Raw genomic sequence first — 25,854 nt, 5'->3', positions numbered from 1 at the left:
ACCTTTGCACTACAAGCACATTGGGAGATAATCGCGACAACATCAAATATTCAGCGAAAATTTACGCTACAAAAAATCTCAGTTATCGACGCACATTTAATCAAGCGTTGGCGAGCGCGCCGTTTTTTGTAATCCTAATCCCAAGATGGCGTTATTCATTTGCTGACTGGTAGAAGGGTGCGTTTGAGCCAGAAACTTTTATTTGCGCCTTGATTATTTTCAGAAGCTTCGACCGGTACCCAGAAAGGTTGCGAACTAAATGTGCTTAAATAGGATTCTCTCGAGTTTAATCGCAATCGAATAAACGGGCTCTTTCAACGTCAAGAAACGCCGCTTTCAGAGGCTATATTTTAGACTTATATCGGCTTTGTGCCCGCTTTAAGCCCGTTGGGTTTTTCCGCATCGGGTTGTGTCTCAACGAAGAGGGCTGCCACCGGCATATTGAGCGCTATGGCCATCGCCTCGAGTGTTAGCCGTTCCTACGAAAGGCCGCGTTCAGAGCGAATATTACGTTAGTTCAAGCCTTTGATTTTCTTAACATCCAATAAGAAGGCCCGGTAGCGGGGGCTATGCCGGGGCCGCGCGAACTGCTGACCCCATCATTACGAAAAGTGCGCGGTATGATCACTGTTTTTCCCCGTTCGTCACTGGTGATAACGAAAACAGTTAGTTAGCGATAGTCAACGTCCTCCTGCATCATCATAAATCCTTGCAATTCCCGTTCAATAGATTGCTAGCAATCAGGGCAAAGTGATGAAATTAACAAGGCGCAACGTTGATGGTATCGAACCAATCAGCAAAGATGTTCTCCATTGGGATGAGGAACTCAAAGGATTTGGCGTTAAAGTTACACCAGCCGGAAAAAAGATATTTGTTCTCCAATCCCGGCTTAACGGAAGCTTAAAGCGATTTACGATCGGAGCTTTTGGAGCGCCATGGTCTGCGGATGCAGCTTGTGATGAGGCAAAACGCCTCCTTGGGGAAATTGTTAAAGGCGTTGACCCGTACGAAGAGAAACGGTCGCGTCGCAATGACATTACCATTGAAGAGCTGGGTAATATCTATTGGAAAATCGCTTGCGCTCATAAAAAGCCTGTTACCGTTGCAAAAGAAAAGGGGCTGATGGCTCCGCACATAGCACCATTATTCGGGCGAATTAAAGTAAAAGACATTCGTCGAGTGGATATTCAATAGTTCATCAACGATGTCGCTACCGGCAAAGCCGCGGCAAGAGTCAAAACGAAGGCCAGAGGGCTAGCCCGAGTTACCGGTGGGAAGGGCGCAGCCAATCGGACGTTAGGCTTGTTATCGTCAATGTTGACGTTCGCCGTTGAGAATGGATATCGTGCTGATAATTCAGCCTTGGGCACGAAGCAGTTTAAGCTAAAAACTCATGATAGGTACTTAACTCCTGAGGAATTGGACCGACTGGGAAAAGCTCTCTATTCAGCGGAAAAGAAGGGGCTAAGCATATTTGCAGTAGCCACGATAAGGTTCCTCTCCATGACAGGATGTAGAAGGAACAAGGCGCTGACTTTGCAATGGTCCTGGATTGATTTCGAACACCGTCTAGCAAAGTTACCTGATAGCAAAACTGGCTAAAAAGAAGTGCACTTAGGGGATAATGCATTATCATTGATAAAATCGCTCCCAAAGTCGCTGGCTCACCACTGATTTTCCCTTCATCAGTGGGAGGGGATAAGCCAATCAGTATTCAAAAGATATGGTTTGAGATTTGTTGCGAAGCAGATTTGCATGACCTGCGTATCCATGATCTTCGGCATAATTTTGCAAGCACGGCCGTTTCAACGGGACAAAGCCTATACTTAGTGGGGAAATTGTTAGGGCACAGTCAATCTCAGACAACGCAACGATATGCGCACTTGGCGCCGGATCCCATACGCGAAGCGGCAGACAGTGTATCAAATATGATTAGCGAAACTTTAGGTCGAACTGAGTCAGAAGATGTCCCAGAAACGAATTAGTGCGCGTGTTTGCTGATCTTGTTGAAAACTACGCTATCATCGTCGTTATAGCCTGGTATCTCTGTGTTCCCAAAAGATATTGCGCATGATTCCGCGGTAGATCGTCGAGTGATTACGAGACATGAGTTACATAATACCGCCGAGAGGGACTTTTAGCTGCTTAATAAAGCTCGAAAAGACGACGACGTTGAGGCAAAGTGACTTGCGAATAGTAATTTTGTATCCAATCTCTTCCATGGCTAACATCATCTATTTATTGGCATGTTGCAGTTAAGAATAGTCTGAACTCGACGGTTCCGACCGCCAAAATGCGACCAAAGTCGCCAGAGATTATCTGACAACTTTGAGTTCAAACCCTTTCAATATTGTTTAGAAAGTCAGATACGGTCTTCATGCACATATCGCGCTCTTCGACATGTGGCATATGGCTAGATTCCTCAAATACTACCCACTTATTGTTCGGAATATTGTCCACATATGGCTTCACAACCAATGGAGTTGCTTCATCGTAACGGCCTGAGACGACAAGCGTTGGTACTTGAATGCGGATGAGGCGGTCTTCAATTGTCCAGTCTTTCATCGTACCGATTACATGAAATTCCGTCGGGCCATTCATGTTGCGATAGACGGTATTGTCTTCGTCCATTATTGTAAAAGTTCGTGCAACTTCCGTCGGCCAAGGGGTCACGCGACAAACATGGCGATCATAAAATATACGAGACGCTGTGATGTATTCAGGATCAGTCAGCGTTCCCGCTGCTTCGTGTTTTAACAAAGTTTCCTGCACATCAGCTGGTAGTTCAAGGCGCAAGCGGTTGGCTTCTGCGACCCATGTGTGCATGTTTGCAGGGGAGTTGGCGATAATGAGTGCCTTAAGGCCTGCAGGTTGCCGAACAGCGTGTTCTGCGCCCAGCATCCCGCCCCATGACTGGCCGAGATAGGCATAGCGATCTTGAATGCCAAGATGTTTCAGGACGGTATCAAGCTCTTCAAGAAACAGATCGACAGTCCAGAAATCAGGACCTTTCTCTGTCAGACGCGTGGAATTTCCATTGCCGAGCTGGTCATAATGGATGACGGCGCGACCATCGAGTTCAGCAATGTCCTTGAAGGCATCCACATAATCATGTGTGCAACCTGGCCCACCATGAGCCACGACGAGTGGAATATTTCCTGAATCGAGCGAGCCGGTAACACGATACCAAGTCTGATAGTCGCGGAAAGGGACAAAGCCTTCCGTTTGCCTGATTGAAGCCAATTGGTCCTCCATTTATCTGCTTTTTGGAGAACCATAACGCCGCTTCTTTGCCTGTGGCAGCTATCATAACTTATAGGTGTTAGGTGAAGTCAGGCATCCAGCAGTCGGGCGCGTGTGGCTCGCACAACGGCTTGTGTGCGGTTTTTGGCCCCTAGTTTTTTTGCCGCCGCATTGAGATGCATCACGACCGTTGGTACGGATCGCGCAATGATACGGGAAATTTCTTTCGCCGACAGACCTTCCGCTGCATAGCGCAGGCATTCGCGCTCCCGTTCCGTCAAATGGACTTTGCCAAGACCGCGAATGCGCTCATCAAACAGTTCATAGGCAGTTTGATGAAAGATTAGGGCCATAAGATTGAAATCAGCAACATAACGCAGCGCACGCTCTTTGAAGTCGGTTCGGGTGCCGGAAAAAACACCGGTAACCGTTGCGTAGTCGCCGTAGGGCATATGGATTGGAACGGTGACGCCTGCGGATATGTCGCGCTCGTGAAGGTAACTCGCGACCGGAGCAGTATCTTCCGTCATGAATTCCTGTAGCTTGGATTCAGACTTTTCATCATAGTTCCAGAAGAATGGAACTGATGCGCGACACGCGAGCCGCTGCACAGGATCGATACGGAAATAGCCCTTATCAGCCCAAAACTCCTGCATATCATCGCTGATATTGCGCAATTTCATCAGTGATGGGCCCATCATGTCGCCATTCATGTCGAAAGCGGAAGGGGTATAGTCGTAAATAAGCGCTTCAAAGCCGAGCGGCCTCATAGCTAAAAATATCTCATCAATACGCCCGTCGAGCGTTTGATGAGCTGTAAAACTTTGCCTGAAAGTTTCAATCTGGTCTCGCATCCCGATCTCCGAAACTTCCTCCCCCATTACATCCTATCACTTCTTATAGCTGGTGTAGTTTAATTATTCGGTTCAAAATCAAAATCAAAATCAAAATCAAAATCAAAATCAAAATCAAAATCAAAATCAAAATCAAAAGAAAAAAGATGCTGACAATTCGACGCGGTAAAATAAGTCGGAGCGGCGATCGGGGAACATATGTGGCGTGAGATGAAACCGGATGATCGGTATGAAGTGTCCGTAGGCGCTCATAAAGTTATAGCCTATAGTTTTGGAACAGGTAATGACGTGGTTTTCTGCCTTAACGGTGGGCCGGGGTTGCCGTGCGATTATCTTAGAGATGCCCATTCCTGTTTGATTGATGAGGGCTATCGGGTTGTTGCGTTCGATCAACTTGGCACTGGCGCATCGGATCGCCCGACCGATCCGACGTTGTGGACAATTGATCGTTATGTCGAGGAAACAGAAGCCGTTCGTCAGGCATTGCGTCTTGGCAAGGTTCATTTGCTTGGTCATTCCTGGGGTGGTTGGCTGGGCATTGATTATGCGCTGACTTATCCGCAAAATTTGAAGACTCTTATTCTGGAAGATACGGTTGCTGACATGCCGCATCTGGTGGGTGAACTGGAGCGGCTGCGCAATGCATTAGGGGCGGAAACCGTTGCGATGATGCAAAAGCATGAGGCGCAAGGGACGCTGGAGCATCCTGAATATGCCGCAGCGATTACCATTTTGAATTATCGACATGTTTGCCGGTTGTCAGAATGGCCTGCACCGGTCACGCGTTCACTTGATGACTGGAATATGGGGCCATACGGGATAATGCAGGGGCCCAATGAGTTTCTCTATACGGGTAATTTGAAAGATTGGAACCGTGTGCCTGATCTTGGTAAGATTGATGTGCCTGTGCTGATTACGGTCGGTGAGCACGATGAATTGACGCCCGCTTGCGCTCTGCGCATGAAAATGGCTTTGCAGAATGCTGAACTGCATGTGGTGCCAAATGCAAGCCATATGCCATTTTACGAAAATCCGGCTTACTATTATCCGGCCTTGATCGCCTTCATAAATCGACACCGTTCCTCGCAATAAATCAGTATAGCCGGGAGAAACCACACAACTCATGCATCGCTTTCAGTTCGTACTCCGTCGTCCACTACAGTTGTTGCCAGTTTTGTTTGGCATTAGCTTGATTACCTTTGTGCTGGTCCGGCTAATTCCGGGTGATCCGGCCCGCGTACTCCTTGGTACACGCGCAACACCGGCTGCCATCGCCAACATTCGTGCGCAGTATGGTCTCGATGAGCCGATGTGGCTTCAATATCTTTATTTCCTGCGCAACCTTGCAAATGGTGAAATGGGCAAGTCGATCCTCTATAAGATTGACGTGTTGAAACTAATTACAACGCGCATTGAACCGACTTTGATGTTGGTGATTTGCAGTGTTGTTCTGTCGATCCTGATCGCGGTGCCCCTCGCGGCAATCTCTGCAAGGCAAAATGGCAAACTCAGCGATCATGTCATCCGCACTGTTTCGACCTTTGGAATCGGATTTCCACCCTTTTGGCTCGCCTTGATGCTGATTATTCTGTTCAGCGTTAAACTCGATCTGCTACCGGTTTCTGGCTATGGCAATACGTTCAAAGAAAAGTTGTCTCATCTGATATTGCCAAGCCTGACAATTGCATTTTCGCTCTCGACTGTTCTCGCCCGCAGTCTTCGTGCGGCGATGATCCAATCACTGAACTCGGATTTGGCGACCGCCGCACGGGCACGCGGAATGCCAGAAAGCATTGTTTTCTGGCGGCATGTTCTGCCCAACTCGCTTGTGCCAACGGTCAATCTTCTGGCCGTAAATATCGGTTGGCTCATTGGTAGTACGGTTGTTGTGGAAAGCGTGTTTGCGCTTCCCGGCATGGGACAGCTGTTGGTACGCGCCATATTTTCCCGTGATTATATGGTCGTGCAAGGGGTTGCGATGGTGTTTGCTTGCGCAACGGTCTTGGTGAATTTCATGGCCGACATCGCCACTGTAGCGCTTGATCCACGGGTGAAGCTATGAGTGCACGCTTTTTGCCTTTAACCTTTATCAATTGGCGTCGTTTTGTCAGCCGCCGTACCACATTGGCCATCGGAATTGGTGTGCTCATCTTCTTCGTGTTGCTGGCTTTTGGCGCACCACTGATTGCCCCTTTTGATCCCGTTATTCAGAATGCCGAAGTGCGTTTACAGCCGCCATCGTGGATTCATCCGTTTGGGACTGATAATTTTGGTCGTGACGTGCTGTCGCGGGTTATCTGGGGCGCACGCATTGATCTTCAGATTGCAGTTTTCGGCGTCATATTTCCTTTTGCCATTGGGACGATTCTTGGCACAATTGCAGGGTTTCTTGGCGGAATTATCGACACGATCTTCATGCGTCTGATTGATATTATTCTGGCCTTTCCGTTTCTGGTCTTGATGCTGTCTATCATTGCGATCTTAGGACCGGGCCTCACCAGCTTTTATATTGCAATGGCGCTGGTTGGCTGGGTTTCTTATGCGCGTCTAGTGCGAGCGCAGATACTGGTTTTGAAATCAACGGATTACGCGGTCGCGGCCGAAAGTCTTGGCTTTAGCCGCTTCCGCATCATGTTTCGTCATCTCCTGCCCAACGCGATTGCCGGTTCATTGGTTTTTGTGATGTCTGATGCGGTTCTCGTTCTGCTCAATGGCGCGGCGATAAGCTATCTCGGACTTGGCGTTCAGCCTCCTGTTGCCGAATGGGGCGTGATGGTTGCTGAGGGGCAGCCGTTCGTGACCACTGCATGGTGGATTACTTTGTTCCCCGGCTTGTCGATTGTATTTCTGGCCTTCGGGTTCAGCATGCTTGGCGACGGATTGGGTGAAGCGCTGGGAGTGCATGAATGACCAAACCAGTTCTTTCCATCCAAAATCTTGAAGTTGAAGCGCAACTGCCAGATGAAAATCGGCGTCTGATTGATCATGTTTCATTTGATTTGAACGAGGGTGAAATCCTTGGACTGGTGGGCGAAAGCGGATCCGGCAAAAGTTTGCTTTGCCGATCAATAGTCCGGCTTCTTCCGTCGTCGATATTAAAGATCTCCGCCGGATCAGTCATTCTTGATGGCAATGATCTGGTCCATGCAAGCGAGGCCGAAATGCTCGGCGTGCGTGGTGGCAAGATCGGGATGATTTTTCAGAATCCAACCAGCCATCTTGATCCGGTAATGAGCGTTGGTGATCAGATTGCGGAAGGCATCCGTTTTCACAAAGGTTTGGCTAAAGCCAAGGCAAAAGTGGCCGCCGTGGAAATGATGGTGCAGGTCGGATTTACCGACCCACAACGCCAATATGGAAGCTTTCCGCATGAGTTTTCCGGCGGTATGCGACAGCGTGCGATGATTGCGGTCGCTCTTGCATGTGATCCCGAAATTCTGATTGCAGACGAGCCGACGACGGCGCTTGATGTGACCATTCAGGCACAAATCCTTCAACTTCTGATGCAGCTTCGCGATCAGCGCGGACTTTCCATTATTCTGATTACCCATGACCTCGGTGTGGTTGCGCAAACCTGCGACCGCATCGCGGTGATGCGCAACGGAAAGCTGCTCGAACAGGGCTTGAAACAGGACGTGCTGAGGCATCCGCGTGATCCCTATACGCGCAATCTTATTGCCAGTCATCCATCAATGCCCGAGGCCGCGTCGCTGCATTCTGTAATTGTTCCGGGCCAAGCACCGTTGTTACAGGTCAATGATCTGCATGTGCGATATCCCGTTGCCGGTGGCTTTCTGAAAAGCCGAACAATGAGCGCTTTGAAAGGCGTGAGTCTTGAAGTCCGGGCTGGTGAAACAATTGGCATCGTCGGAGAATCCGGCAGCGGCAAAAGCACGCTTGCACGCGCCATTCTTGGTCTCGCGCCTATTGCGGAAGGTAGCATTACATTTGACGGGTTGACGTTGAGTGCTGACCGGAAAGAGGCTTTGCGGGCATTGCGCCGGGATGCGGCGATGGTATTTCAGGACCCGTTTAACTCGCTCAATCCACGCATGACGATCGGTGACACACTGGCCGAAGTGCTGCGCGTTCAGGGCAAGATAGATGTGAAGGACATCCCTGAACGGATCATTCAGCTTCTTGATCTGGTGGGACTTGATCGGAGCTTTGCCACAAGAAAGCCGCGTAGCCTGAGCGGTGGGCAATGCCAGCGCGCGGGCATCGCGCGTGCGTTGGCTGTCGACCCCAAAATCATCATCGCTGATGAGTGCATTGCAGCTCTCGATGTCACTATTCAGGCGCAAATTGTCGAGCTCTTTCGCGAGTTGAAAAGCAAGATGCAACTGACCTTGCTGTTCATAGCTCATGATCTCGCGGTCGTTCGCAATCTCTGTGAACGCGTGGTTGTCATGTACCACGGCGAGATTGTCGAAGAAGGGTTGAGCGTTGACGTCTTCGCACATCCGAAACAGGCATATACCGCGGCCCTCATCGGCGCGATACCCGATATTGATCCTACAAAATCGTTGTTTGAAGAACGCGTTTTGGCGGATGCTTCCTGAACACACATTAAAATCAATGTGCGACCAACCAAAAATAAAAGGGGAATACAATATGCTCAAAAAATGGATGAAATTCGGTCTCGTCACTGTCATGACGACTATGACTTTTGGTGCGGCAATTGCCGAAGCCGCGGGTGTTTTAACCATTGGCCGTCGAGAGGACTCATCAACGTTTGATCCGATCAAAACTGCCCAGAACATCGATAACTGGGTATTTTCCAATGTCTATGATGTGCTGGTGCGTGTCGATAAGACCGGTACAAAGCTGGAGCCCGGTCTGGCTGAAAGCTGGACCATTTCCGATGATGGTTTGACCTATACATTCAAACTGCGCGAGGCAAAGTTCTCGGACGGATCGCCGATTACGGCCGATGATGCAGCGTTCTCACTGTTGCGAATTCGCGATAATCCGGCCTCACTTTGGAGCGACTCTTATAAAGTCGTGGATACGGCAGAAGCAGCCGATCCGCAGACACTGGTTATTAAACTGAAGACACCTTCCGCACCGTTTCTTTCCACGCTGGCACTACCGAACGTATCTGTTCTTTCAAAAAAAGGACTGGAAGAGATGGGCGAAGATGCCTACGCGGAAAAGCCTGTCGCATCCGGTGCATTTGTCGTGGATGAATGGCGCCGCGGCGACCGTGTGATCCTCAAGAAAAATCCGAACTTTTGGGAAGCTAATCGCGTCAAACTTGATGGCGTCGAATGGATTTCCGTGCCTGATGACAATACGCGTATGCTCAACGTGCAGGCTGGGCAACTCGATGCTGCAATTTTCGTTCCGTTTTCACGCGTAGCGGAGCTGAAAAAGGATACTAACCTTAAGGTTCAGGAAGATACGTCCACGCGAGAAGATCACCTGCTTATCAATCATGAGCATGGAGCTCTCGCTCAGAAGGAAGTTCGACAGGCCCTTGATATGGCAATCGACAAACAGTCGATCGTTGATACGGTGACTTTTGGAATTGGTCAGGTCGCAAATTCCTATATTCCGAAGGGAGCGCTCTATCATTATGCAGACAATCTCAAGCGTCCGTACGATCCTGAAAAGGCCAAACAGATGCTTGCTGAGGCCGGTGCATCCGATCTTTCGCTTAATTACATCGTCAACGCAGGCAATGAAACCGACGAACAGATTGCAGTTCTTTTGCAGCAGCAGCTTCAAAAAGCAGGCGTTACGGTAAATCTGCAGAAAGTCGATTCAAGTCAGAGCTGGGATATGTTGATTGCTGGCGACTACGATATTTCGGTCATGTACTGGACGAATGATGTTCTCGACCCCGATCAGAAGACAACATTTGTGCTCGGCCACGATACCAACATGAATTACATGACGCGCTATAACAATGAGAAGGTTAAAGACCTTGTTGCCGCAGCCCGTCTTGAGCTTGATCCCAAAAAACGTGAAGAGATGTATGTCGATTTGCAGAAAATGGCGAAAGACGACGTTAACTGGATCGACCTTTATTACAGCCCGTATATTAACGTCACGGGCAAGAATATCGATAACTTCTATCAGAATCCGCTCGGACGGTTCTTTCTCGAAGACACAGTGAAGAATTAGAGCGTATCTTGAAAACTAAGAGATAGTTTTCAGAAATATTTGAGACGTACAATTTCTTTTGATGAGATCAAAACGCGCTCAAGAGCTGACGAATGGAAATGAAATGGCGGCGGGAAAAACACCCCGCCGTTTTTCGGAGACTAGAACTGATTTATCACTGATGAACTTTAATTCGAGAAAGCCTTGAAGCTGCCAACACTCACCCTCACGCCCACCTCCTGATTACTTGTAACTACTAAATGGCAATCATTGTGCATGGGAAATGCCGTTGATTTGTGTAATGCTAAACTCAAAACTCAGTAAATGTACCGCATAAAACGAGTTTTAGGCCTTGGAGATATACGAACCTAAATTCGTTCATTGAAGGGAAATAATCGTTCATAAACAGTAGTTTAATTGAAATGGACCGTGGCGCATTGCAGTCGTATAACCGGGCTAAATGAACCGTTGAAGGCTATACGCTCACTCGTGAAGTTCGTTGTCTAAGGCCGATCAAAAATGCAGGCGACACGATATCAAAACGAGAAATCCATCTAAATCTTTTCATGCGACTTCAGGGTAACCATCTCTCGGGATGGATGCACCCATCCAACAGGATTAGCGAAGTTCTTGATATCGATTATTATATTGAGATCGCCCGCAAAGTGGAATCTGCGAAGTTCGACTCCCTCTTCATTACAGATGGCCTTTCTATTATTAATCATCCTTGGAAGGGATTGAGCTGGCACTTCGAGCCTCTCACGCTTTTATCGGCGCTTGCTGTTTCAACAAGTACAATAGGTCTTATCACGACAGCTTTGACAACCTATGCCGATCCTTTCAGCATCGCTTGTGCGTTTGCTAGTCTCGATCATATTTCCAAGGGTAGAGCGGCGTGGAACATTGCGACCAGGTTTCATCCTGAATCTGCGGCAAACTTCGGAGACCGGCCGTTACTTGAGCAGGCAACGCGCTATGATCGGGCTGCTGAGTTTGTCGATGTGACGGGTAAGCTCTGGGACGGCTGGGATGAGATGCCCTGGTCGCAGATAAGAGTGCAGGTACGCTTGTTGACCACGAGAAAGTCCATGCGATCTTACACAAGGGTAATTATTTTGATGTGCGACGCCCGCGGACCAGCCCGCGTCCGCGAGGCTTTTTTGGTCAACAATGGTTAAATAATATTCCGCTCAAAATGGGTGAGATTAAACCGGCGACGGGTCGTGAAAAGCCTCCAAGTCGAGGCTTCAATGAACTAAAAATCAGACCGTTTTGCAATCCCGGTTCATGAGTTTTAGCACTAGCTTGTGTGCGAGGATTTTTATAGTGAAGTTACAACAAAACGACATATGGAAAAATGGCATTTTTACCATATGTTCTGCCGCTGTTTAAGCTATGTATAATGAATTCTGTTTCTGAGACTTAACGAACACGCAACTTTAAGTGGCCTGTTAAAATGACAATTTGTATGCCACAACGCATCAAGCAGTTTTCATGTAGCTTGCCCGCTGCTGCAATTTTGAGCTGGACAATCGCGAATTTGAAGAGCGAGACAGCTTATTACTCCTCGGATCTCTCATCGGTGGGGTTTGGCTGGCCAGTGAAGTGGATATATCAGGACTTTTCGCGTTTATCATTTGCGCGATACCCGCAGGATGTAAAATTAACTTGGATCAAATTTGATCAGCTGCCAACACATGTTGACTGGTTATTATTCGCGCTCAATACATGTCTTTTTTCTTTAGTGATCATGTCTGTTTATAACGCTCTGCCAGCTCTTGTAAAATTGATACGACATCACAATGATTTGCGGTAGCGTTGCAAATCATTGTTCCTGAGCTGACACACAGAAACTTCGTTTCGAAATAGGATTTCGCCAGCAGTTTGTCGATCCGTCATGGCGAACGCCATCAGTGATGACCTCGTTCAAAAGCCATGTTCCATCTTTTTGATAGACCACAGTTCTGTCGCCATCAGGCCAGACATAGACCTCCAATCTCACCTGATGGCGCTGTTCTTTTAATTCTCCTGCGGCCTGATAAAAAGGAAACGCACGGCAGATTTTGTCGGATGACACCGATCCGCGGTCATCCTGAACGCGGCAGCGAACATTGTTATGGAGATAACGCGCGTTGCTCCAGTCATCAAGCAGTTTGCGATTTAACTGACAAGCCTGCTCAATATTGTCCATACAGCCCATGTCATATGCACGCGAGACCTCGGATCCAATATCAATCGGGTTTTGGCTATCGTCATACATGCCTCCGGGAAGGACAAATTTTGGAGCGCCAGTTTGACCAAAATGATTGAGCGCATCCAGCAGGATGTTTCCGTATTTGATACAGGCTTCGCCGTCAGTAGTTTTCACATACGGATGAAAACATCCACTTTGATAGGCAATTATCGCCTCCTGTGGATTGGCTTCGACACCAAGACCGGATGCGTAAATGTTACCTGCGAGTTTGCAGGCATAGGGTGACAGTCCGAGATCCTCTGCGCCACAGGCAAATTCAGACCAGCGCAACGCATCAGCAAGTTGGATTTTCTGAGCGAGGGCGAATTTGGCTGCATTATAACAGATGCTGACATCGGTTGGTCGTCCGACCGCATGTTCGATCTGATATTCGCAAGTTTTCGTATAAACATCGGCTGCGTCAGCGTTATTTCCGCGGGAGGCCAAAGTATCTGCTAAGGAAAGGCATGTGCTTGCAGGGCTATCATCAAAACGACAGCCTGTACGAAGGACTGACAGTAGCGCTTCTTTATTCTGGTTATCCGGTAATCCGTTCTGCGATTTTTCTGCAATAAGTGAAGCCAGTGTACGGCAGCCGTTGATGTTTTCATCCTTACAGGCGTCAGAAAGCACAGCTTCAATATCAGACGACGGACGATCTCCCTCCAGTGATTTAAAGGCCGCAACGGCAGCACTGCACGCCTGTTGTCCGTTGGAGGTTTTATCGGTTGTGCATTTTGCTACAAGAGCGTCGTAAATTTCGCTTTGAGCTGGCTTAGCGCCCTGGAGCTTAGGGTCTAGGGCTGCCGCCAGTCCATTGCAAACGCTGTCTTTCTCAGATTGCTGAGCGCACAAATCGATGGCCCGTGCCGCAGCTTGGCTCCGAACGTCCGCAGACCAGTGATCGCTCAATCGGGTTTGAGCGGCACAGGCTGACGGATCGCTAGCAGCGCAGCCCTTTTCCACAAAGTTTTTTGCTTTTACAACTCTAGCGTCGCTGGCGGCGGAAGGTTTTGTGTATTGCAGAAAATCACGGTATTTCAGATAAGCGGGCTTACAGTGTGGGACATTGGGTTTCGCAGGACCCGGAGTGCAGTATTCTTCCACAAAAGATCCCAGTGCAAAATTTTCATCCGCTGTTGCGGAAGCGTCGCCTTGGCGTGCCTGGACAACCTGCGCGAAGGCATCCTGAAGCTCTTCACATGCCCAGACAATGCTGGTTCTGCATGCGGTCAGCTTGGCAGCAAAATTCGACGCGGCCTGAATGAGTGTTGGTGTCTTATAAGGTGCAGTACCGCGCGCTAATAAGATGCAGCTTACAGCCTGTCGTGCATCGCAACCTGGCTTTGCGAGTTCCAGAACAACAAGATCATCGGGATTCTGAGTTCCGCCTTCAAGGGCGCGAAACTGAGCGTTTTCCAAAGTGTTTTCGGCACGATTGATTGCTAGTTTACAGCCAAGGACGTCTCCGCCCATGCATCCCATCAGGGCGTAATGGGTAACAGTTGCGGGCAGGGTTCCATTTGGATCATCGGCGTCATAAATCGATTCAGCGTAAAGACTACATGCTCTCGAAGCTCCCAGATCGCAGGCCCGCTTCAAAGTTGCTGAATCCGATGTTTTCTCTCCCTGTTGTAGCAGATCGCGCGCCGCAGCCAGGCGCTCAGTGTCGGAAGCAAAGCGTCCACTTTCTGCTTCCGAAAAGCCGGCTTCGGTTTTCAGCATAGCTTCAACAAGATCGGCTCCCGTTGAACAATGACTGGTCGTCGGAAGGCTTACTGCTTGCCGCATTATGGGTTCGCTGGCGCGTGTATTGAGCAAGCCAAGCGATAGTGCATAATTCCCATTGCTCATTCTGTAGGCCGCCATCGACGGCCGGAATTCCTCAAGAGCTAATGTCTCTTTGTTCAAAGCGGCAAGAGAGTTTGTTTCAATTGCAATCAGGTGGCAAGTGTTGGGAGGTGCCAGAAAGTTCTGGCCGTTATCGGCGCGTTTTTCGAAATCACAGAAGTTAAACACCTGATCGACCGGCAAAAAGCCAGTTGCGCGTTGCAGACCAGTTCCCGTCGCATAGTTGACTGCAAAATAAGGCTTATTGTCTGGTCCAAAAGTGATGTCTTGCAGCTGGACCTCATCGCCGGAACGAAGTGAATGCTGCGCGGATTTTCCGGGACCGGCGCTTACATCTACCGGCGAGCAAACATGTCTGATGCCGATTGGCTGATGTGACGGCAAGCTATCTGAATAGACAGGACCACTTAGTGTCAGGGCAGCTAAAAGCGGTACCAACAGAATCGTAATACCGTTCTTTATCAATCCGCGGCCCAACACCTTGCTGATCATTATTCCCCGCAACAATTCTTACCATGTTTTGCAAATCATCGGCTCGTCTAGCATAAACAGAAGGATCCCGACACATCATTGACGGTGAACGTATTGATAGATGCCCGGCGTTTTCTAGAAGATTTAAACCCAAAATATGATTTGAAAACAGCGCAAACCTGTACCTCAAGCGTTGCTCTACTGTTCGCGGCAGCTGGGGAGGGGCACTATTTCCTCAAGGCCAATATTGCGGCGTATGTATCGTCTGCGAATTTACCAAGAGCTCCTTTGCTTGTTCTATAATCAATGCCTTGAACAACGCTAACCGTCACATCTCCAACAGCAATACATTGAAGCGTGAAAACACCGCTTCCTTTCTCGCCGCCACTGACAAGAACAAGCTGTTGAGGGAAGCGCTGCACACTCACCGTAAATCCTGCTGCACTTGCTGAGCTTTCAACGACGGAGCCGCAGGTTTCTAAATCAAGTGTTTTGCTTGGAGTACGTTCGACGTGAAAAGTGAGATTAAAGTCGTTGTCTTGTGCAAAAAGCGGTACGGTTGATGTGACAAAGAGTGTTGCTGTGATGGCCAAAACTTTTATTTTCTTCATAAATACTTCGCTCTGAAACAGTAAAGGTAAGACTGAACTCATTATATTTCTAATGTTTTACGTTCTTCAAGGGGATATTTGACACCAAAATCTTGATAGTGATTTTCAACTGGAATTTCGCGATCGAATGATCACCGCAAACACGGCTGCTGCCCTATATAGTCCGTTAGTCGAGCAGTTTTGCCCATATGGAAAAATCCGATTTTTCCATATGGGCAAGCGTTATACCTGTTTACTGGTATAACGGTGGATATGCGTTCATTTTGCTCTGATGTAAAATGTTAGCTGGCACTACAGCCCTATTTCATTTCTCATTGTCTCTAACCGCTCCATTGCGATTACCCCATCACAAATATTTGGTGCCGGCGTTTCCTTACCCATGAGTGCAGGAACAACATCGGCCAACAGCGAATGATAGCCCTTTGGATCTTCGTTCGCTGCTGCGGTGAAGTTGGGCTTCCAAGTCAGCGTATCGCATTCACCTGATAGCGTTGCCTTGGGATCATCGATCTTGAATGCAGGATTTCTGTGCCAGCGCACATCAATGACATCATCCACTTCGATACGTTGATGATCTCCCATCAACTCGATACGTTCGACGGGTGTTCCACGCGATTGCATAGTTCCCATAGCAATGGTCCCAATCGCTCCACATTCAAAATCGAATGCAGCATGGATCAGCAGCTTACCCGGTTCTTTTTCGACTTTCCTGGCTGTCAATTTCCGCACTGGCGAGACCAGATGAGAGACGAGATCCATGTAATGGACGCAATGATGCAGGAAGAACCCGGTATAATTGACATTGCCCGCGAAATAGCCGGGTGCGGTCATGTAATAGCCTGTTAACCCCAATACATCACCGAATTGACCGGAGCGAATGATATTCGCAGCAATCTTGTTGCCGATTGAATAGCGTTTCATGAAACCGAGTAGCAGTGGCTTTTTCGCTTTCTCGGATGCTTTCAATAGCTCACGGGCACCTTCGGCTGATCCCGAAGGCGGTTTTTCCATAAATACAGGCAGACCTCGCTCTAATGCAGCTTTGCCAAAGGCAAGATGTTGATCAGGGCCAACTGCCATGCCAATGGCGTCGAGACCGGGTGTGTGGAGCAAAGCCTCGACGTCACTTGTCAGCTTACGCACGCCAAACTGGCGCCCAGCATTTTTTAAACGTTCTGGGTCTATATCGCAAAGAGCGGCAATTTCCACATCATAGCGAACCAACTGAGGAAGCAACATTTGGGTTGCGTGGATACCGCAACCAATCCAGCCAATTTTGAGGGTCATCGACGATATTCCGTGAGAAGGAGGTGGCTTTTCATGAAGGCGGTGCTGGCTGCCAAGCGATCACTTTCGTCCTCGTGTGGTGCGCGCCATTGCGCAAAAGGCACGCCGAAGCGATCATCTTGACGGCGGAAAGGTTCAAGTGAGATTGGGCCGGTATAGCCAATCTCGTGCAGGGCCCGACAAACAGCTACCCAATCTGTTGCGCCCGTACCGGGGAAGCCGCGGTGATTTTCGTTGGCTTGAAAATGCACAACCAGATCGCCTGCAAGCCTGATCGCTTCAGGGATTGAGCTTTCTTCCATATGCATATGGAATGTGTCGAGCATCAGCTTTATTGTTGGCTGATCAACCGCATCTAGTAGTTCGATTGCCTGTTGGGTTGTACACAAAACGTCGCTTTCAAAGCGGTTGAGTGGCTCAACTGCGAGCAGGACATCGCTACCATGAGCATATTCACCTGCAATTTTCAGGGCACTTACGCAGCTATCTTTGCGGCGAAGGCGCTCGTCTTCTGAAACCGGCTGTGGTGTGCGACCAGCAAAGACCAGCGGATTTCCGGTCAAAGGGCCGCCGACGACCTGCGCGCCAAGGGCATTGGCGCAATCGACTGTGTATTTGAGATAATCAACACCGCCCTGATAAGCTTTGCTGTCAGCGGAAGAAATATTACGCTCAAGATTGACGCGCGCTGCAAGCACCACGCTTAATCCTGCATCTTCAAGTGCTTTGCGTGTTTCCTTAAGATCAAGTTCGCCGGGTTCAGGCACCAGTAACTCAACAAAATCAAATCCGTGCTCGCGCATTTTATGGAACAGCGGGAAATGGTCGGCTGTGAACGGCCGCGCATATTGCATTGAAATCAACCCGATGGGGTTCATGATATTTCCTCGATTGCTTGAAGAACTATTGGGGAATAGATTGGTATTAGCCTTTGACCGCCCCTTGTGTGAGGCCGCCAATGAGGCGTTTTTGAACCAGTAGGAAAAGAATTGTTGCAGGCAGCGCTCCGACCACCGCACCTGCTGCGAGAAGGCCCCATTCGATCTGATATTCACCAATCAGGGTTTGGATCGCGACGGTAACCGGGCGTACATTTCTGCCGCCAAGTGTCAGGGCATAGAGATATTCGTTCCAAGCCGTGATGAAGATATAGATGCCGGTTGAAATAATGCCGGGCATCATCAGTGGTATGATCACGCGCCGCAGCGCAGTAAGACGTGAACAGCCATCCATCATCGCGGCTTCGTCCAGACTTTTGGGAATAGCAGCGACATAGCTCGTCAGCATCCAGACAGAGAACGGAATGGCGACCGTAGAGTTTGCAAGGATAAGTCCGAAATAGGTGTCGAGAATGCCGTATTTACGCATGAGGATAAAAAGCGGCAGGATTAGCAGCACAATCGGAAACATGTTGATGAGCAGAAACTGCATCATGAATAATTTGCGCCCGATGAAGCGAAAACGCGATAGCGCATAGGCCGCTGTTACCGAAACTGCGAGCCCTAGAACCACCGTGCCAACTGCAATAACCAGACTGTCGAACATGTTCTTGTAGAACTGCGCTTTGTTAAACAGCCTTTCGTAGTTATCAAGGCTCCAGCCAGATGGTGAGATTGAAACCCCATTGGCTGATAGTTGCTCAGTGGGTGTGAGTGATGTCAAAACCATCCATGCGAATGGAGCTAAAGCGAACAGAACAATGCACGCCACGGGTAGGTCAGTGGTTACTATGCGTTTGAGGGTGCTTTGACGTTTCATTTCTCGACCTCGCGCATTGTGCGGGCAAGATAAAGAACGACCAGAACACCAAGCAGCAGCGTGAAGGTGACAGCAATCGATGTGCCATAGCCGAAATCGAGATTTTGCCGGGCTTTTACGAAGGCATAGAGGGGCAGGGTATATGTGGAATAGCCGGGGCCGCCACCTGTCATGACGAAGATGACGTCCATGGAGTTCGCGACCCAGATCACACGAAGGAGACCTGCTGTTGCAAGAACTGGCGCTATGCCGGGTAATGTTACGTTCACGAATTGCCGCCAAGGTGAAGCGCCATCGATGGACGCCGCCTCATACTGGCTTTTTGGAATGCCCTGTAAGCCCGCGAGGATCATGATCGCAAAAAATGGGAAACCCTGCCATGTCAGCGTGGCAATGATTGCGTAAAGCGCGATGTTCGGATCGGCCAGCCATGGAACTGCATGGCTGACGACTGATAAATTGAGCAAAATATCGTTGAGAACGCCGGTATTGGGATCGTAAATCCAGCGCCACATCAGCGCGATGACCACACTGGGGAGTGCCCAAGGAATGATGACCAGCGCACGCGCCAGACCGCGCCACGGAAACTCTCTGTTGAGGAGAAGAGCAGTGATCAATCCAAGGCCCATCTGGAGCGGGACCGTGAGGCCAATCCAGATACATGTGTTCCAGAAAGCTGCCCAGAACACCGGATCCTGCAATAGTTTGATATAGTTGCCGATACCAACAAAGGCCGTTGCTTTGGGTTTGAACAACACCAGATCGTAGAAGCTTGTCCAAACTGCCTGCACCATTGGCAGAAAAACGATGACGAGCGTGACAATAACGGCCGGGCTAAGCAACCAATAAGGCAGCAGCTTTTTACTTCTGCGGCGAAGACGCGCCGGCGGTCGGGAGACAGAGGGTAGGGCAGACATAGGCTATCTATCCAAGCTGGGGAAAGGGCTGGCTTTCGACGATTTTGAACCGGTGAGATATGACGGCACATAGTAATGCCACCATACCTACCGAACGTCGGCTGCTTAGTTCTGGAATAGCTTTTCCAGTTCCTGCATCATCTGTTCAGATGTGATTTGCCCAGCGAGTGCGCGTTGCATAGCTGTTTGCCAAGCCGTGTTCACGAATTCCGAAGTGCCCTCGTTTTGTGGCAGCACATGCGCGAAGGGCAGGGACTCGACTGTCGCATCAACGAAGCGACGATCATGCAGTTTCCAGTCTTTTGCGCCGCTTTTGGTTACGGTCATCTGGCCGGTTGCGCTGTTGAAGGAGACGTTATTTTCGCCTTCGGCAAGGAAGGATATCCACTTCCAGGCTGCATCCTTCACTTCTGAGGACGAGAAAATCGCAAGCGATTCATCACCATAGGATGTCCAGCGATTGCCCCCACACTCAGGCACAGGGACTGCTGATACTTTATCGCCAAGTGCAGCCACGAGATCTTTGGACGAGCCAACATGGTGGATCGTCATCGCCGTTTTTCCGGTTTTGAAAGCCGAAATGATTTCCTGAAATCCATCGTTTGGTGCGGATGGCGGGATGACCTTGTCTTTTTGGAACAGATCAATCACCCATTGATTGGCTGCGACAGCCGACGGTGTTGTCAAGCCGCCTGGCTTTACCTCGCCGCCTTGTGAGAGAACAAATGCGCCCCATTGATCCCATCCGCCTTTGCCGCCGCGCAGACCAAAGCCATAACGATTTGGGGCATCGGTGAGCTTGATTGCAGCGTTGCGGAAGTCCTCACAGGTTTTAGGCGGTTCGAGGCCTGCTTCCTTGAAGAGATCAGCACGATAATAGAGATAAAGAACGACATACTGGATAGGGAGGTAGTATTGGTTACCATCTGCAGCTTTATTCAGCTCCAGCAAATTATCAAGCAAGTCGTCTTTTCCGGCCCAGCCATTAATCCTGTCGCCTAGTGGTTCAAGCGCTTCCATTTCGGTCAATCGCGGTTGTGCGAAAAGCTTGACCATTGCCGCGTCAGGTGCGCTGCCGCCAATAATCGACGTGTAGAGATTATCGTAATAACTGTTCCATGGAATGTTCTCTGCTTCGATTTTGATATCCGGGTTTGCTTTTTCAAACTTCGCAACCAGTTCCGACATCGGGTTTTCCGGATTGTCGAAGTGATACCAAAAGCGAACTGTCTCAGCAGATTGCGCGGACATTGTCAGAGCAGCGGTAAATGCTGCACTAAGCATAAGAGATTTAAACATATCAACTCCTCCCAGTTGTTAAAAAAAGGCCTCTCCAATTCAGGCCATTCGGCTTAATGCCTTTGCTGCGTCCTCCAACGCTGCTTCGGCTGCCGTTAGTTCATTGGTGTATTGCAGAAAGCCATGTACGACGCCTTCTGTTATGGCTAACTCGTCTTTGCGCCCAGCCTTTGAAAGTCGCTCGTGCAGCAGAATTGTATCGGAAAAGAGCGGATCAATTCCTGCTGCTGTCAGGTAAAGCGGTGGTAGTTGTGCAAGCGTTTCGGTTTTTGTGTGAAGCGGACAGGCTAGTGGATTTGCAACAATGTCTTGTCCGCTCGCATACCAGCTCCAGTAACGCTTCATTCGGTCCGTGGTCAGCCCGGGACCATTGATGAATGCTTGATAAGATGGGGTTTCAAAATCCATGGCATAATTGCCATAAAAGAGCAGAGCGCCGTTTGGCAGCGGACGATTATTTTCCACTTCATGCAGCATTGCCGAGAGCGCTAGATTTGCGCCAGCTGAATCGCCAGCAATATAAAGGGGTGCATCCAGCCCCTCTATATTTTCATTGATCAAGGCGCGTATGGTGCCTATGACATCGTGTAGTCCTGCCGGAAAAGGGTTTTCCGGCGCTAGTCGGTAATGAGGCAAAACGACAGTGAAATGGGTTTTCTCTGCAAGCACACGTGCGCAACGCTCATGTGTTTTTGGGCTACAAAACGCAAACCCGCCACCATGAATGAAAAGAATGGTTCCGGGCTTTTTGTTGAGAGGCTCCAGAACGAGGAGTGGCGTTTCTTGCGATCCTATGGATGGGTTTGCAGGTATCTTCATTAAACGAACATCCTGCATCGCGGGAAGATTAACATTCCAGCGCTGGTTGTTTTTCTCCGCCAGTGCCCGCCCTTCTGCGGATGGGAGTGTTGTCGGATCTGGTGTGCCTCCAAACTCAACCGCTATTTTTTCGAGTAGAGCGCGCATCTCTTGCGACGGCTCATGATTGAGACGGTGCGGCATCACGAGCGGCTCTCTTCAGGGAATACAGCTGGTCCGAAATCGACGATGGTTGCAATGTGATGGCGCATTGCAGTCTGTGCGGCATCGACATCCGCAGCTTCAATGGCATCAATGATTGAGCAATGGCGCAATGCAGTTCCGCGCAGATCGCGGGTGCTGCCGCTTTGTGAAATCTTAAAGCGATGGTTATGCACAAGGCAACGATGCAATATCGGGTTCAGCGCGGGCAGGTCTGCTTCGTCGAAGATGTGCCTGTGAAAATCGCGATCAATTGCAGCAAGACGATATTCATCTTCGTCATCGGCTGCTTGTAACATGCCTTCGAGCATTCCCTTGAGATCGTCCGTCAGCTTTTGAGTACGCCGCATCATCACGCGCGGGATGCCATTGCATTCAATGGAGTTGCGCAGACGAAACATTTCAACAGCTTCATCTGGAGTACAAAGAGACACTTGAGTGCCCCTGTGGCCTTGTCTCAGGACGAGACCTTCTTCTTGCAACTGAAGCAATGCTTCACGTACTGGTCCTTGGCTGCATTGGAAATGTGCTGCGATTTCAAGCTCTGTTAGGTTGGCCCGTGCAGGCAATGCGCCAAGCATGATATCTCGCTTCAGCGCTTCAAATACGACTGCTGCTTTTGGAGGTCTGCTCTGAACGAGTTTGGGTGAAAAATATGCCACGCCGATGCCTGAGCCTTCTTGCTTAACGCCTCAATTATCATTATTGATAATAATATCGATAAATGACGTCAAGAGAAAACTCTGGGAGGAGAAAGCATGATCGCCATCGCCTTGGAGCGTATCCAGAAGACTTATGGCACTCACAAAGTTATCCATGATCTGGACTTTCGGATCGAGAGTGGAGAGTTTGTCGTTCTGGTTGGTCCTTCCGGTTGTGGTAAATCAACTTTGCTCAGAATGATTGCTGGCCTGGAGGATATATCTGGCGGTGAGTTGAAGTTTGGTGATGCAATCGTCAACGAACTCTCACCTTCGGAGCGTAACATCGCAATGGTCTTTCAGGACTATGCGCTCTATCCGCACATGAGTGTGGAGGAGAATATGGCTTTCGGCCTCAAGATGCGCGGCTCCAATGACAACGACGTCTCATCTCGGATTGGAACCGTGGCGGAGACGCTTAAAATTGGCGAGTTTCTTGCCCGTCGCCCAGCGCAGCTTTCAGGTGGCCAACGCCAACGCGTCGCAATGGGGCGCGCAATTGTCCGCGAACCCAATGCTTTTTTGTTTGATGAGCCACTCTCTAATCTTGATGCAGCTTTGCGGGTTGAGATGCGGTTGGAAATCGCGAAACTGCACCGAAAGATTAAAGCAACCACGGTTTATGTCACGCATGATCAAGTTGAAGCCATGACTCTCGCTGATCGCATTGTGGTTATGAATAAGGGCAATGTTGAACAGATTGGTAAGCCACTAGATATTTATCGCAAGCCTGCAAGTTTGTTTGTGGCACAATTTATTGGTAGCCCGACCATGAATGCACTACCTGCCGAGGTTCTACAAAATAGTGGAGAAGTGCTCATGTTATCCTGCATAGGCAGGGATATTCTGCTTCAAGCCCAAGCTAGCCCCCTAGGTGTTCAAGACTGTATTACACTCGGTGTCCGGCCTGAAGATCTCACCAGCTGCTCTGCTCAGGAAGCATGGTTTAGCGGTGAACTTGCGGTGGTTGAAAGGCTGGGTAGTCAGATGTTTGGCTACGTCGAAATCGGCCAACCCAAAATGCTCACCGTCGAATTTCCGCGCGACAGTGAGGTTAAGCTCGGACAACAAATACATGTCAAAGGCGACCAAAATCGCGTCCATTTGTTTGATTGGAAAAAAGGGAAGAGGATTTAGATCTTGTTGTTTGTAGTTTGGCCTGTAAAAGGCGAGATGATGACATATGGTAAAATATAGCATTAGTAACATGAAATTACTTAGTTCACCAACATATGGCAAAAGCTGACTTTTGCCATATGTACAGCCTAGGCGATGTAAAAGCCTGGTAAATTCCAGCAGTTTGTGAGAATGGCCAGAGCAGTGGTTAGTTTCAGATTCTTACATTTTTTCGAGAAGAAATAACGCTTCATCGTAGCGCTCGAAATTTTATCATAAAAGAATGCCATGACACTATTTTCGGATGCTTCACTAATTTAGATATCATGAAACAACGATAATTGAATTATATCTCAAATTTATACTAAATTAGATATAAAACATTAAATATTAAAAAACCGCGATAGCGGGGGCAGGGCCGGGGATGCGCCTCAATAGATTACAAATACTAATGTGTCGCTTAGTCATGATGACGCCATTCTAAAAAAGGACAATAGTATAAGTCGTATTTACTTTTTATAAATTTTGATGTTTCTCTGATTGGCCATCTTTTTTCGAAGCCGGCTTCAACAGCTGAGGCTTTTAGGCCTGCTTTGGCTTTCTGCCTGCTTTCAGCCCTTTGGGTTTCTCGGCATCGGGTCGCGGTTCAATGACTAGGGCTGACACTGGCACATTCAGCGCTGTCGCCATCGTCTCGAGCGTTGAAACGGTGACGTTTTCCATGCCGCGTTCCACTCGACCAACATGTGAGCGATCAATTTGTGCTTCAAGCGCCAATCGCTCCTGCGAAAGACCACGTTCAGAGCGAATATATCGCAGGTTCCAGCCAACGATTTTTTTAACATCCATGATCACGCAGCAATCATATTGACGGCCTGTTAATCGACGGACTGTTGGTCCCCAAATTAGTATTTGCTATGCTTGAGCCAACGGCACCCCTTTGCGCTTCGCACAACCAAGGGCTTGCCGTTTCACACATCTACACATCATTGGGGGATTTCATGCACTATTATAGCGATGCAATGCGCAACTATGCCGTGTTTTCAGGGCGCGCCAGCTGTTCACAATATTGGTTTTTTAGCCTGGCCTTGTTCATCATGCTCGTGGTGGCAATGATCATCGACCAAACGGTAGGCCATACGACACGCGATGAGCCGGGTGGGCTTTTCACTGCTATTTACCTCGCACATTTACGGCCAGCCATTGCGATCACGGTTAGGCGCTTGCACGACACCGACCGATCGGGTTGGTGGATCTTGGCAGGGCTTGTGCCATTGTTCCGTCAAATTGCGCTGCTGGTTTTCATGTGCTCGCCATCAACACCAGGCGCAAACCGCTTTGGCAGTAACTTAGCTGGCAATACCACTGCGAAAGTGGGGCGGAGCCAGCATGGCCTAGCGCCATCGAATAACTCAGCCGCTGCACCACTTGATCAGCCGCTGACCGTGAGCGCTGCGATCCACCCATTTATGTGCCTAGTAATTTGGGCACCCAGCCATCATCGCCCCCAGTAGTCGAAGACAGTAACACGATCTATCCAGATCGTCCGGTGGTTCTTCGCGAGCAAGATAAAGCGCGAGGCGCAGTAGCTAGATCTGATGCTTCTAGCAACGCTCAAGCCGGTGCTAATAGTAATAGCAGTCTTGAGCCAACCCAATACCGAAACCCAGCATATTATGTGCCGAGAGGCAAAGTGATCGCGTTGAGCTCTACTGACGAAAACGCGGTGAAGAGCTGGTTGGATTGCAACTTCTTGACGAGACTTCTGCCCGCTTTCGTAACTTTGCAGCCGCTGAGTTCCCTGACGGAACTTATACGGTGTGTGGCTTAGTGAACTCGAAAAATCAATTTCGCGCTTATGCGGGCTTTACGCTCTTTTACAGTAACTACCGTCCTGATACGAAAACCTTCACATATTTCGTGATGGCCAACGACGAGAATATTGCGGCATTATGCAAGCTAAACGGGGTGGTGTTTTAGTGGGTAAATCAGTATAAAGTATTGATTTATATGACTTATTTATATTGTCGATTTAACAAATGATGACTTTTAGGCTTTAATACCAACATCGTTTCTCAACTCGATGTCCATCATGACACACCACCGGCAAGCCCGCACGGTGACTACAACTCAAATACAACAAGCGCTTCAAACAGCAAATACCCTCCGACATCTTGACCGAAACAAAGCCATGCTGTTACTCAGCTTCTAGGCAGGACTTCGTGCAGGCGAAATCTTTCAGCTTGAATGGTCAATACTGCTCGGCGCCAACGATAAACTCGGCACGTCCATCAACCTGCTGGGTCGTATTACAAAAAATGCCCATGCCCGCCGTGTACCGGTACAGCCTGATTTGAGGAAAGCGTTACAAAAGCTGGCGAGAAA

The 25,854-nt window shown here is 49.1% G+C and carries 23 protein-coding genes; 11 read left to right on the top strand and 12 right to left on the bottom strand.

What is annotated here, in order from left to right; all coding sequences use genetic code 11:
- Positions 1-753 precede the first annotated feature (753 nt).
- The gene (locus tag ACOZHT_RS17150; protein ID WP_421566134.1) at positions 754-1,194 is read left to right on the top strand and encodes an integrase arm-type DNA-binding domain-containing protein; all 441 of its coding nucleotides are present in this window, start codon (positions 754-756) and stop codon (positions 1,192-1,194) included.
- Between the two features lie 494 nt (positions 1,195-1,688).
- Positions 1,689-1,985, top strand: a complete 297-nt coding sequence (locus ACOZHT_RS17145) for a tyrosine-type recombinase/integrase (protein ID WP_421566133.1) — start codon at positions 1,689-1,691, stop codon at positions 1,983-1,985.
- A 349-nt stretch (positions 1,986-2,334) separates the two neighbouring features.
- On the opposite strand, the gene ACOZHT_RS17140 is transcribed toward ACOZHT_RS17145, so the two are convergent.
- Both ACOZHT_RS17140 and ACOZHT_RS17135 read right to left on the bottom strand, forming a co-directional pair.
- The gene (locus tag ACOZHT_RS17140) at positions 2,335-3,243 is read right to left on the bottom strand and encodes a proline iminopeptidase-family hydrolase (RefSeq protein WP_421566132.1); all 909 of its coding nucleotides are present in this window, start codon (positions 3,241-3,243) and stop codon (positions 2,335-2,337) included.
- Positions 3,244-3,332: 89 nt separating this feature from the next.
- Positions 3,333-4,097 carry a helix-turn-helix transcriptional regulator gene (locus ACOZHT_RS17135; RefSeq protein ID WP_421566131.1) on the bottom strand — a complete coding sequence of 255 codons (765 nt, stop codon included), beginning with the start codon at positions 4,095-4,097 and terminating at the stop codon, positions 3,333-3,335.
- 198 nt (positions 4,098-4,295) lie between these two features.
- On the opposite strand from ACOZHT_RS17135, the gene ACOZHT_RS17130 reads away from it, so the two are divergent.
- The 6 genes from ACOZHT_RS17130 (at position 4,296) to ACOZHT_RS17105 (ending at position 11,383) form a co-directional block, all read left to right on the top strand.
- Complete coding sequence (locus tag ACOZHT_RS17130; RefSeq protein ID WP_421566130.1) at positions 4,296-5,189, top strand: proline iminopeptidase-family hydrolase; 894 nt, start codon at positions 4,296-4,298, stop codon at positions 5,187-5,189.
- A gap of 31 nt (positions 5,190-5,220) precedes the next feature.
- The gene (locus ACOZHT_RS17125) at positions 5,221-6,159 is read left to right on the top strand and encodes an ABC transporter permease (RefSeq protein ID WP_421566129.1); all 939 of its coding nucleotides are present in this window, start codon (positions 5,221-5,223) and stop codon (positions 6,157-6,159) included.
- Positions 6,156-7,007 carry an ABC transporter permease gene (locus tag ACOZHT_RS17120; RefSeq protein ID WP_421566128.1) on the top strand — a complete coding sequence of 284 codons (852 nt, stop codon included), beginning with the start codon at positions 6,156-6,158 and terminating at the stop codon, positions 7,005-7,007. The genes ACOZHT_RS17125 and ACOZHT_RS17120 overlap by 4 nt, the downstream gene beginning before the upstream one ends.
- Positions 7,004-8,659 carry a dipeptide ABC transporter ATP-binding protein gene (locus tag ACOZHT_RS17115; protein ID WP_421566127.1) on the top strand — a complete coding sequence of 552 codons (1,656 nt, stop codon included), beginning with the start codon at positions 7,004-7,006 and terminating at the stop codon, positions 8,657-8,659. The genes ACOZHT_RS17120 and ACOZHT_RS17115 overlap by 4 nt, the downstream gene beginning before the upstream one ends.
- A gap of 52 nt (positions 8,660-8,711) precedes the next feature.
- Positions 8,712-10,226, top strand: a complete 1,515-nt coding sequence (locus tag ACOZHT_RS17110; RefSeq protein WP_421566126.1) for an ABC transporter substrate-binding protein — start codon at positions 8,712-8,714, stop codon at positions 10,224-10,226.
- Between the two features lie 578 nt (positions 10,227-10,804).
- Complete coding sequence (locus ACOZHT_RS17105) at positions 10,805-11,383, top strand: LLM class flavin-dependent oxidoreductase (protein ID WP_421566125.1); 579 nt, start codon at positions 10,805-10,807, stop codon at positions 11,381-11,383.
- Positions 11,384-12,030: 647 nt separating this feature from the next.
- Here ACOZHT_RS17105 and ACOZHT_RS17100 read toward each other — a convergent pair.
- From ACOZHT_RS17100 to ACOZHT_RS17060, 9 genes are all read right to left on the bottom strand, one after another.
- A complete protein-coding gene (locus ACOZHT_RS17100) occupies positions 12,031-14,781 on the bottom strand; it encodes a hypothetical protein (protein WP_421566124.1) in 2,751 nt (916 codons plus the stop codon).
- Positions 14,782-14,987: 206 nt separating this feature from the next.
- Positions 14,988-15,371, bottom strand: a complete 384-nt coding sequence (locus ACOZHT_RS17095) for a DUF6180 family protein (RefSeq protein WP_421566123.1) — start codon at positions 15,369-15,371, stop codon at positions 14,988-14,990.
- A gap of 291 nt (positions 15,372-15,662) precedes the next feature.
- Positions 15,663-16,658, bottom strand: coding sequence for a Gfo/Idh/MocA family protein (locus ACOZHT_RS17090; protein ID WP_421566122.1), 996 nt, complete (start codon positions 16,656-16,658; stop codon positions 15,663-15,665).
- Complete coding sequence (locus ACOZHT_RS17085; RefSeq protein ID WP_421566121.1) at positions 16,655-17,536, bottom strand: sugar phosphate isomerase/epimerase family protein; 882 nt, start codon at positions 17,534-17,536, stop codon at positions 16,655-16,657. The genes ACOZHT_RS17090 and ACOZHT_RS17085 overlap by 4 nt, the downstream gene beginning before the upstream one ends.
- 46 nt (positions 17,537-17,582) lie before the next feature.
- Entirely contained in the window at positions 17,583-18,416 is an 834-nt protein-coding gene (locus ACOZHT_RS17080) for a carbohydrate ABC transporter permease (protein WP_421566120.1), read from the bottom strand.
- On the bottom strand, positions 18,413-19,333 hold the full coding sequence (locus ACOZHT_RS17075; RefSeq protein WP_421566119.1) for a carbohydrate ABC transporter permease: 921 nt from the start codon (positions 19,331-19,333) through the stop codon (positions 18,413-18,415). Before ACOZHT_RS17075 ends, ACOZHT_RS17080 begins: the two co-directional genes overlap by 4 nt.
- 105 nt (positions 19,334-19,438) lie before the next feature.
- On the bottom strand, positions 19,439-20,632 hold the full coding sequence (locus ACOZHT_RS17070) for an ABC transporter substrate-binding protein (protein ID WP_421566118.1): 1,194 nt from the start codon (positions 20,630-20,632) through the stop codon (positions 19,439-19,441).
- Between the two features lie 39 nt (positions 20,633-20,671).
- A complete protein-coding gene (locus tag ACOZHT_RS17065; protein WP_421566171.1) occupies positions 20,672-21,634 on the bottom strand; it encodes an alpha/beta hydrolase in 963 nt (320 codons plus the stop codon).
- Entirely contained in the window at positions 21,634-22,314 is a 681-nt protein-coding gene (locus tag ACOZHT_RS17060; protein WP_421566117.1) for a GntR family transcriptional regulator, read from the bottom strand. Before ACOZHT_RS17060 ends, ACOZHT_RS17065 begins: the two co-directional genes overlap by 1 nt.
- A 96-nt stretch (positions 22,315-22,410) precedes the next feature.
- Between ACOZHT_RS17060 and ACOZHT_RS17055 the strand changes: the two genes are divergently transcribed.
- Complete coding sequence (locus tag ACOZHT_RS17055; protein ID WP_421566116.1) at positions 22,411-23,490, top strand: ABC transporter ATP-binding protein; 1,080 nt, start codon at positions 22,411-22,413, stop codon at positions 23,488-23,490.
- A gap of 561 nt (positions 23,491-24,051) precedes the next feature.
- On the opposite strand, the gene ACOZHT_RS17050 is transcribed toward ACOZHT_RS17055, so the two are convergent.
- A complete protein-coding gene (locus ACOZHT_RS17050; protein ID WP_421566115.1) occupies positions 24,052-24,318 on the bottom strand; it encodes a helix-turn-helix domain-containing protein in 267 nt (88 codons plus the stop codon).
- Positions 24,319-24,470: 152 nt separating this feature from the next.
- Between ACOZHT_RS17050 and ACOZHT_RS17045 the strand changes: the two genes are divergently transcribed.
- Both ACOZHT_RS17045 and ACOZHT_RS17040 read left to right on the top strand, forming a co-directional pair.
- Complete coding sequence (locus ACOZHT_RS17045; RefSeq protein WP_421566114.1) at positions 24,471-24,983, top strand: DUF805 domain-containing protein; 513 nt, start codon at positions 24,471-24,473, stop codon at positions 24,981-24,983.
- Positions 24,984-25,212: 229 nt separating this feature from the next.
- Positions 25,213-25,449, top strand: coding sequence for a hypothetical protein (locus tag ACOZHT_RS17040; protein ID WP_421566113.1), 237 nt, complete (start codon positions 25,213-25,215; stop codon positions 25,447-25,449).
- The last annotated feature ends 405 nt before the right edge of the window (positions 25,450-25,854 follow it).

Source organism: Ochrobactrum sp. EDr1-4 (assembly GCF_049199085.1).
GTDB lineage: Bacteria > Pseudomonadota > Alphaproteobacteria > Rhizobiales > Rhizobiaceae > Brucella.
This window is presented reverse-complemented; position numbering and strand designations above follow the sequence as displayed.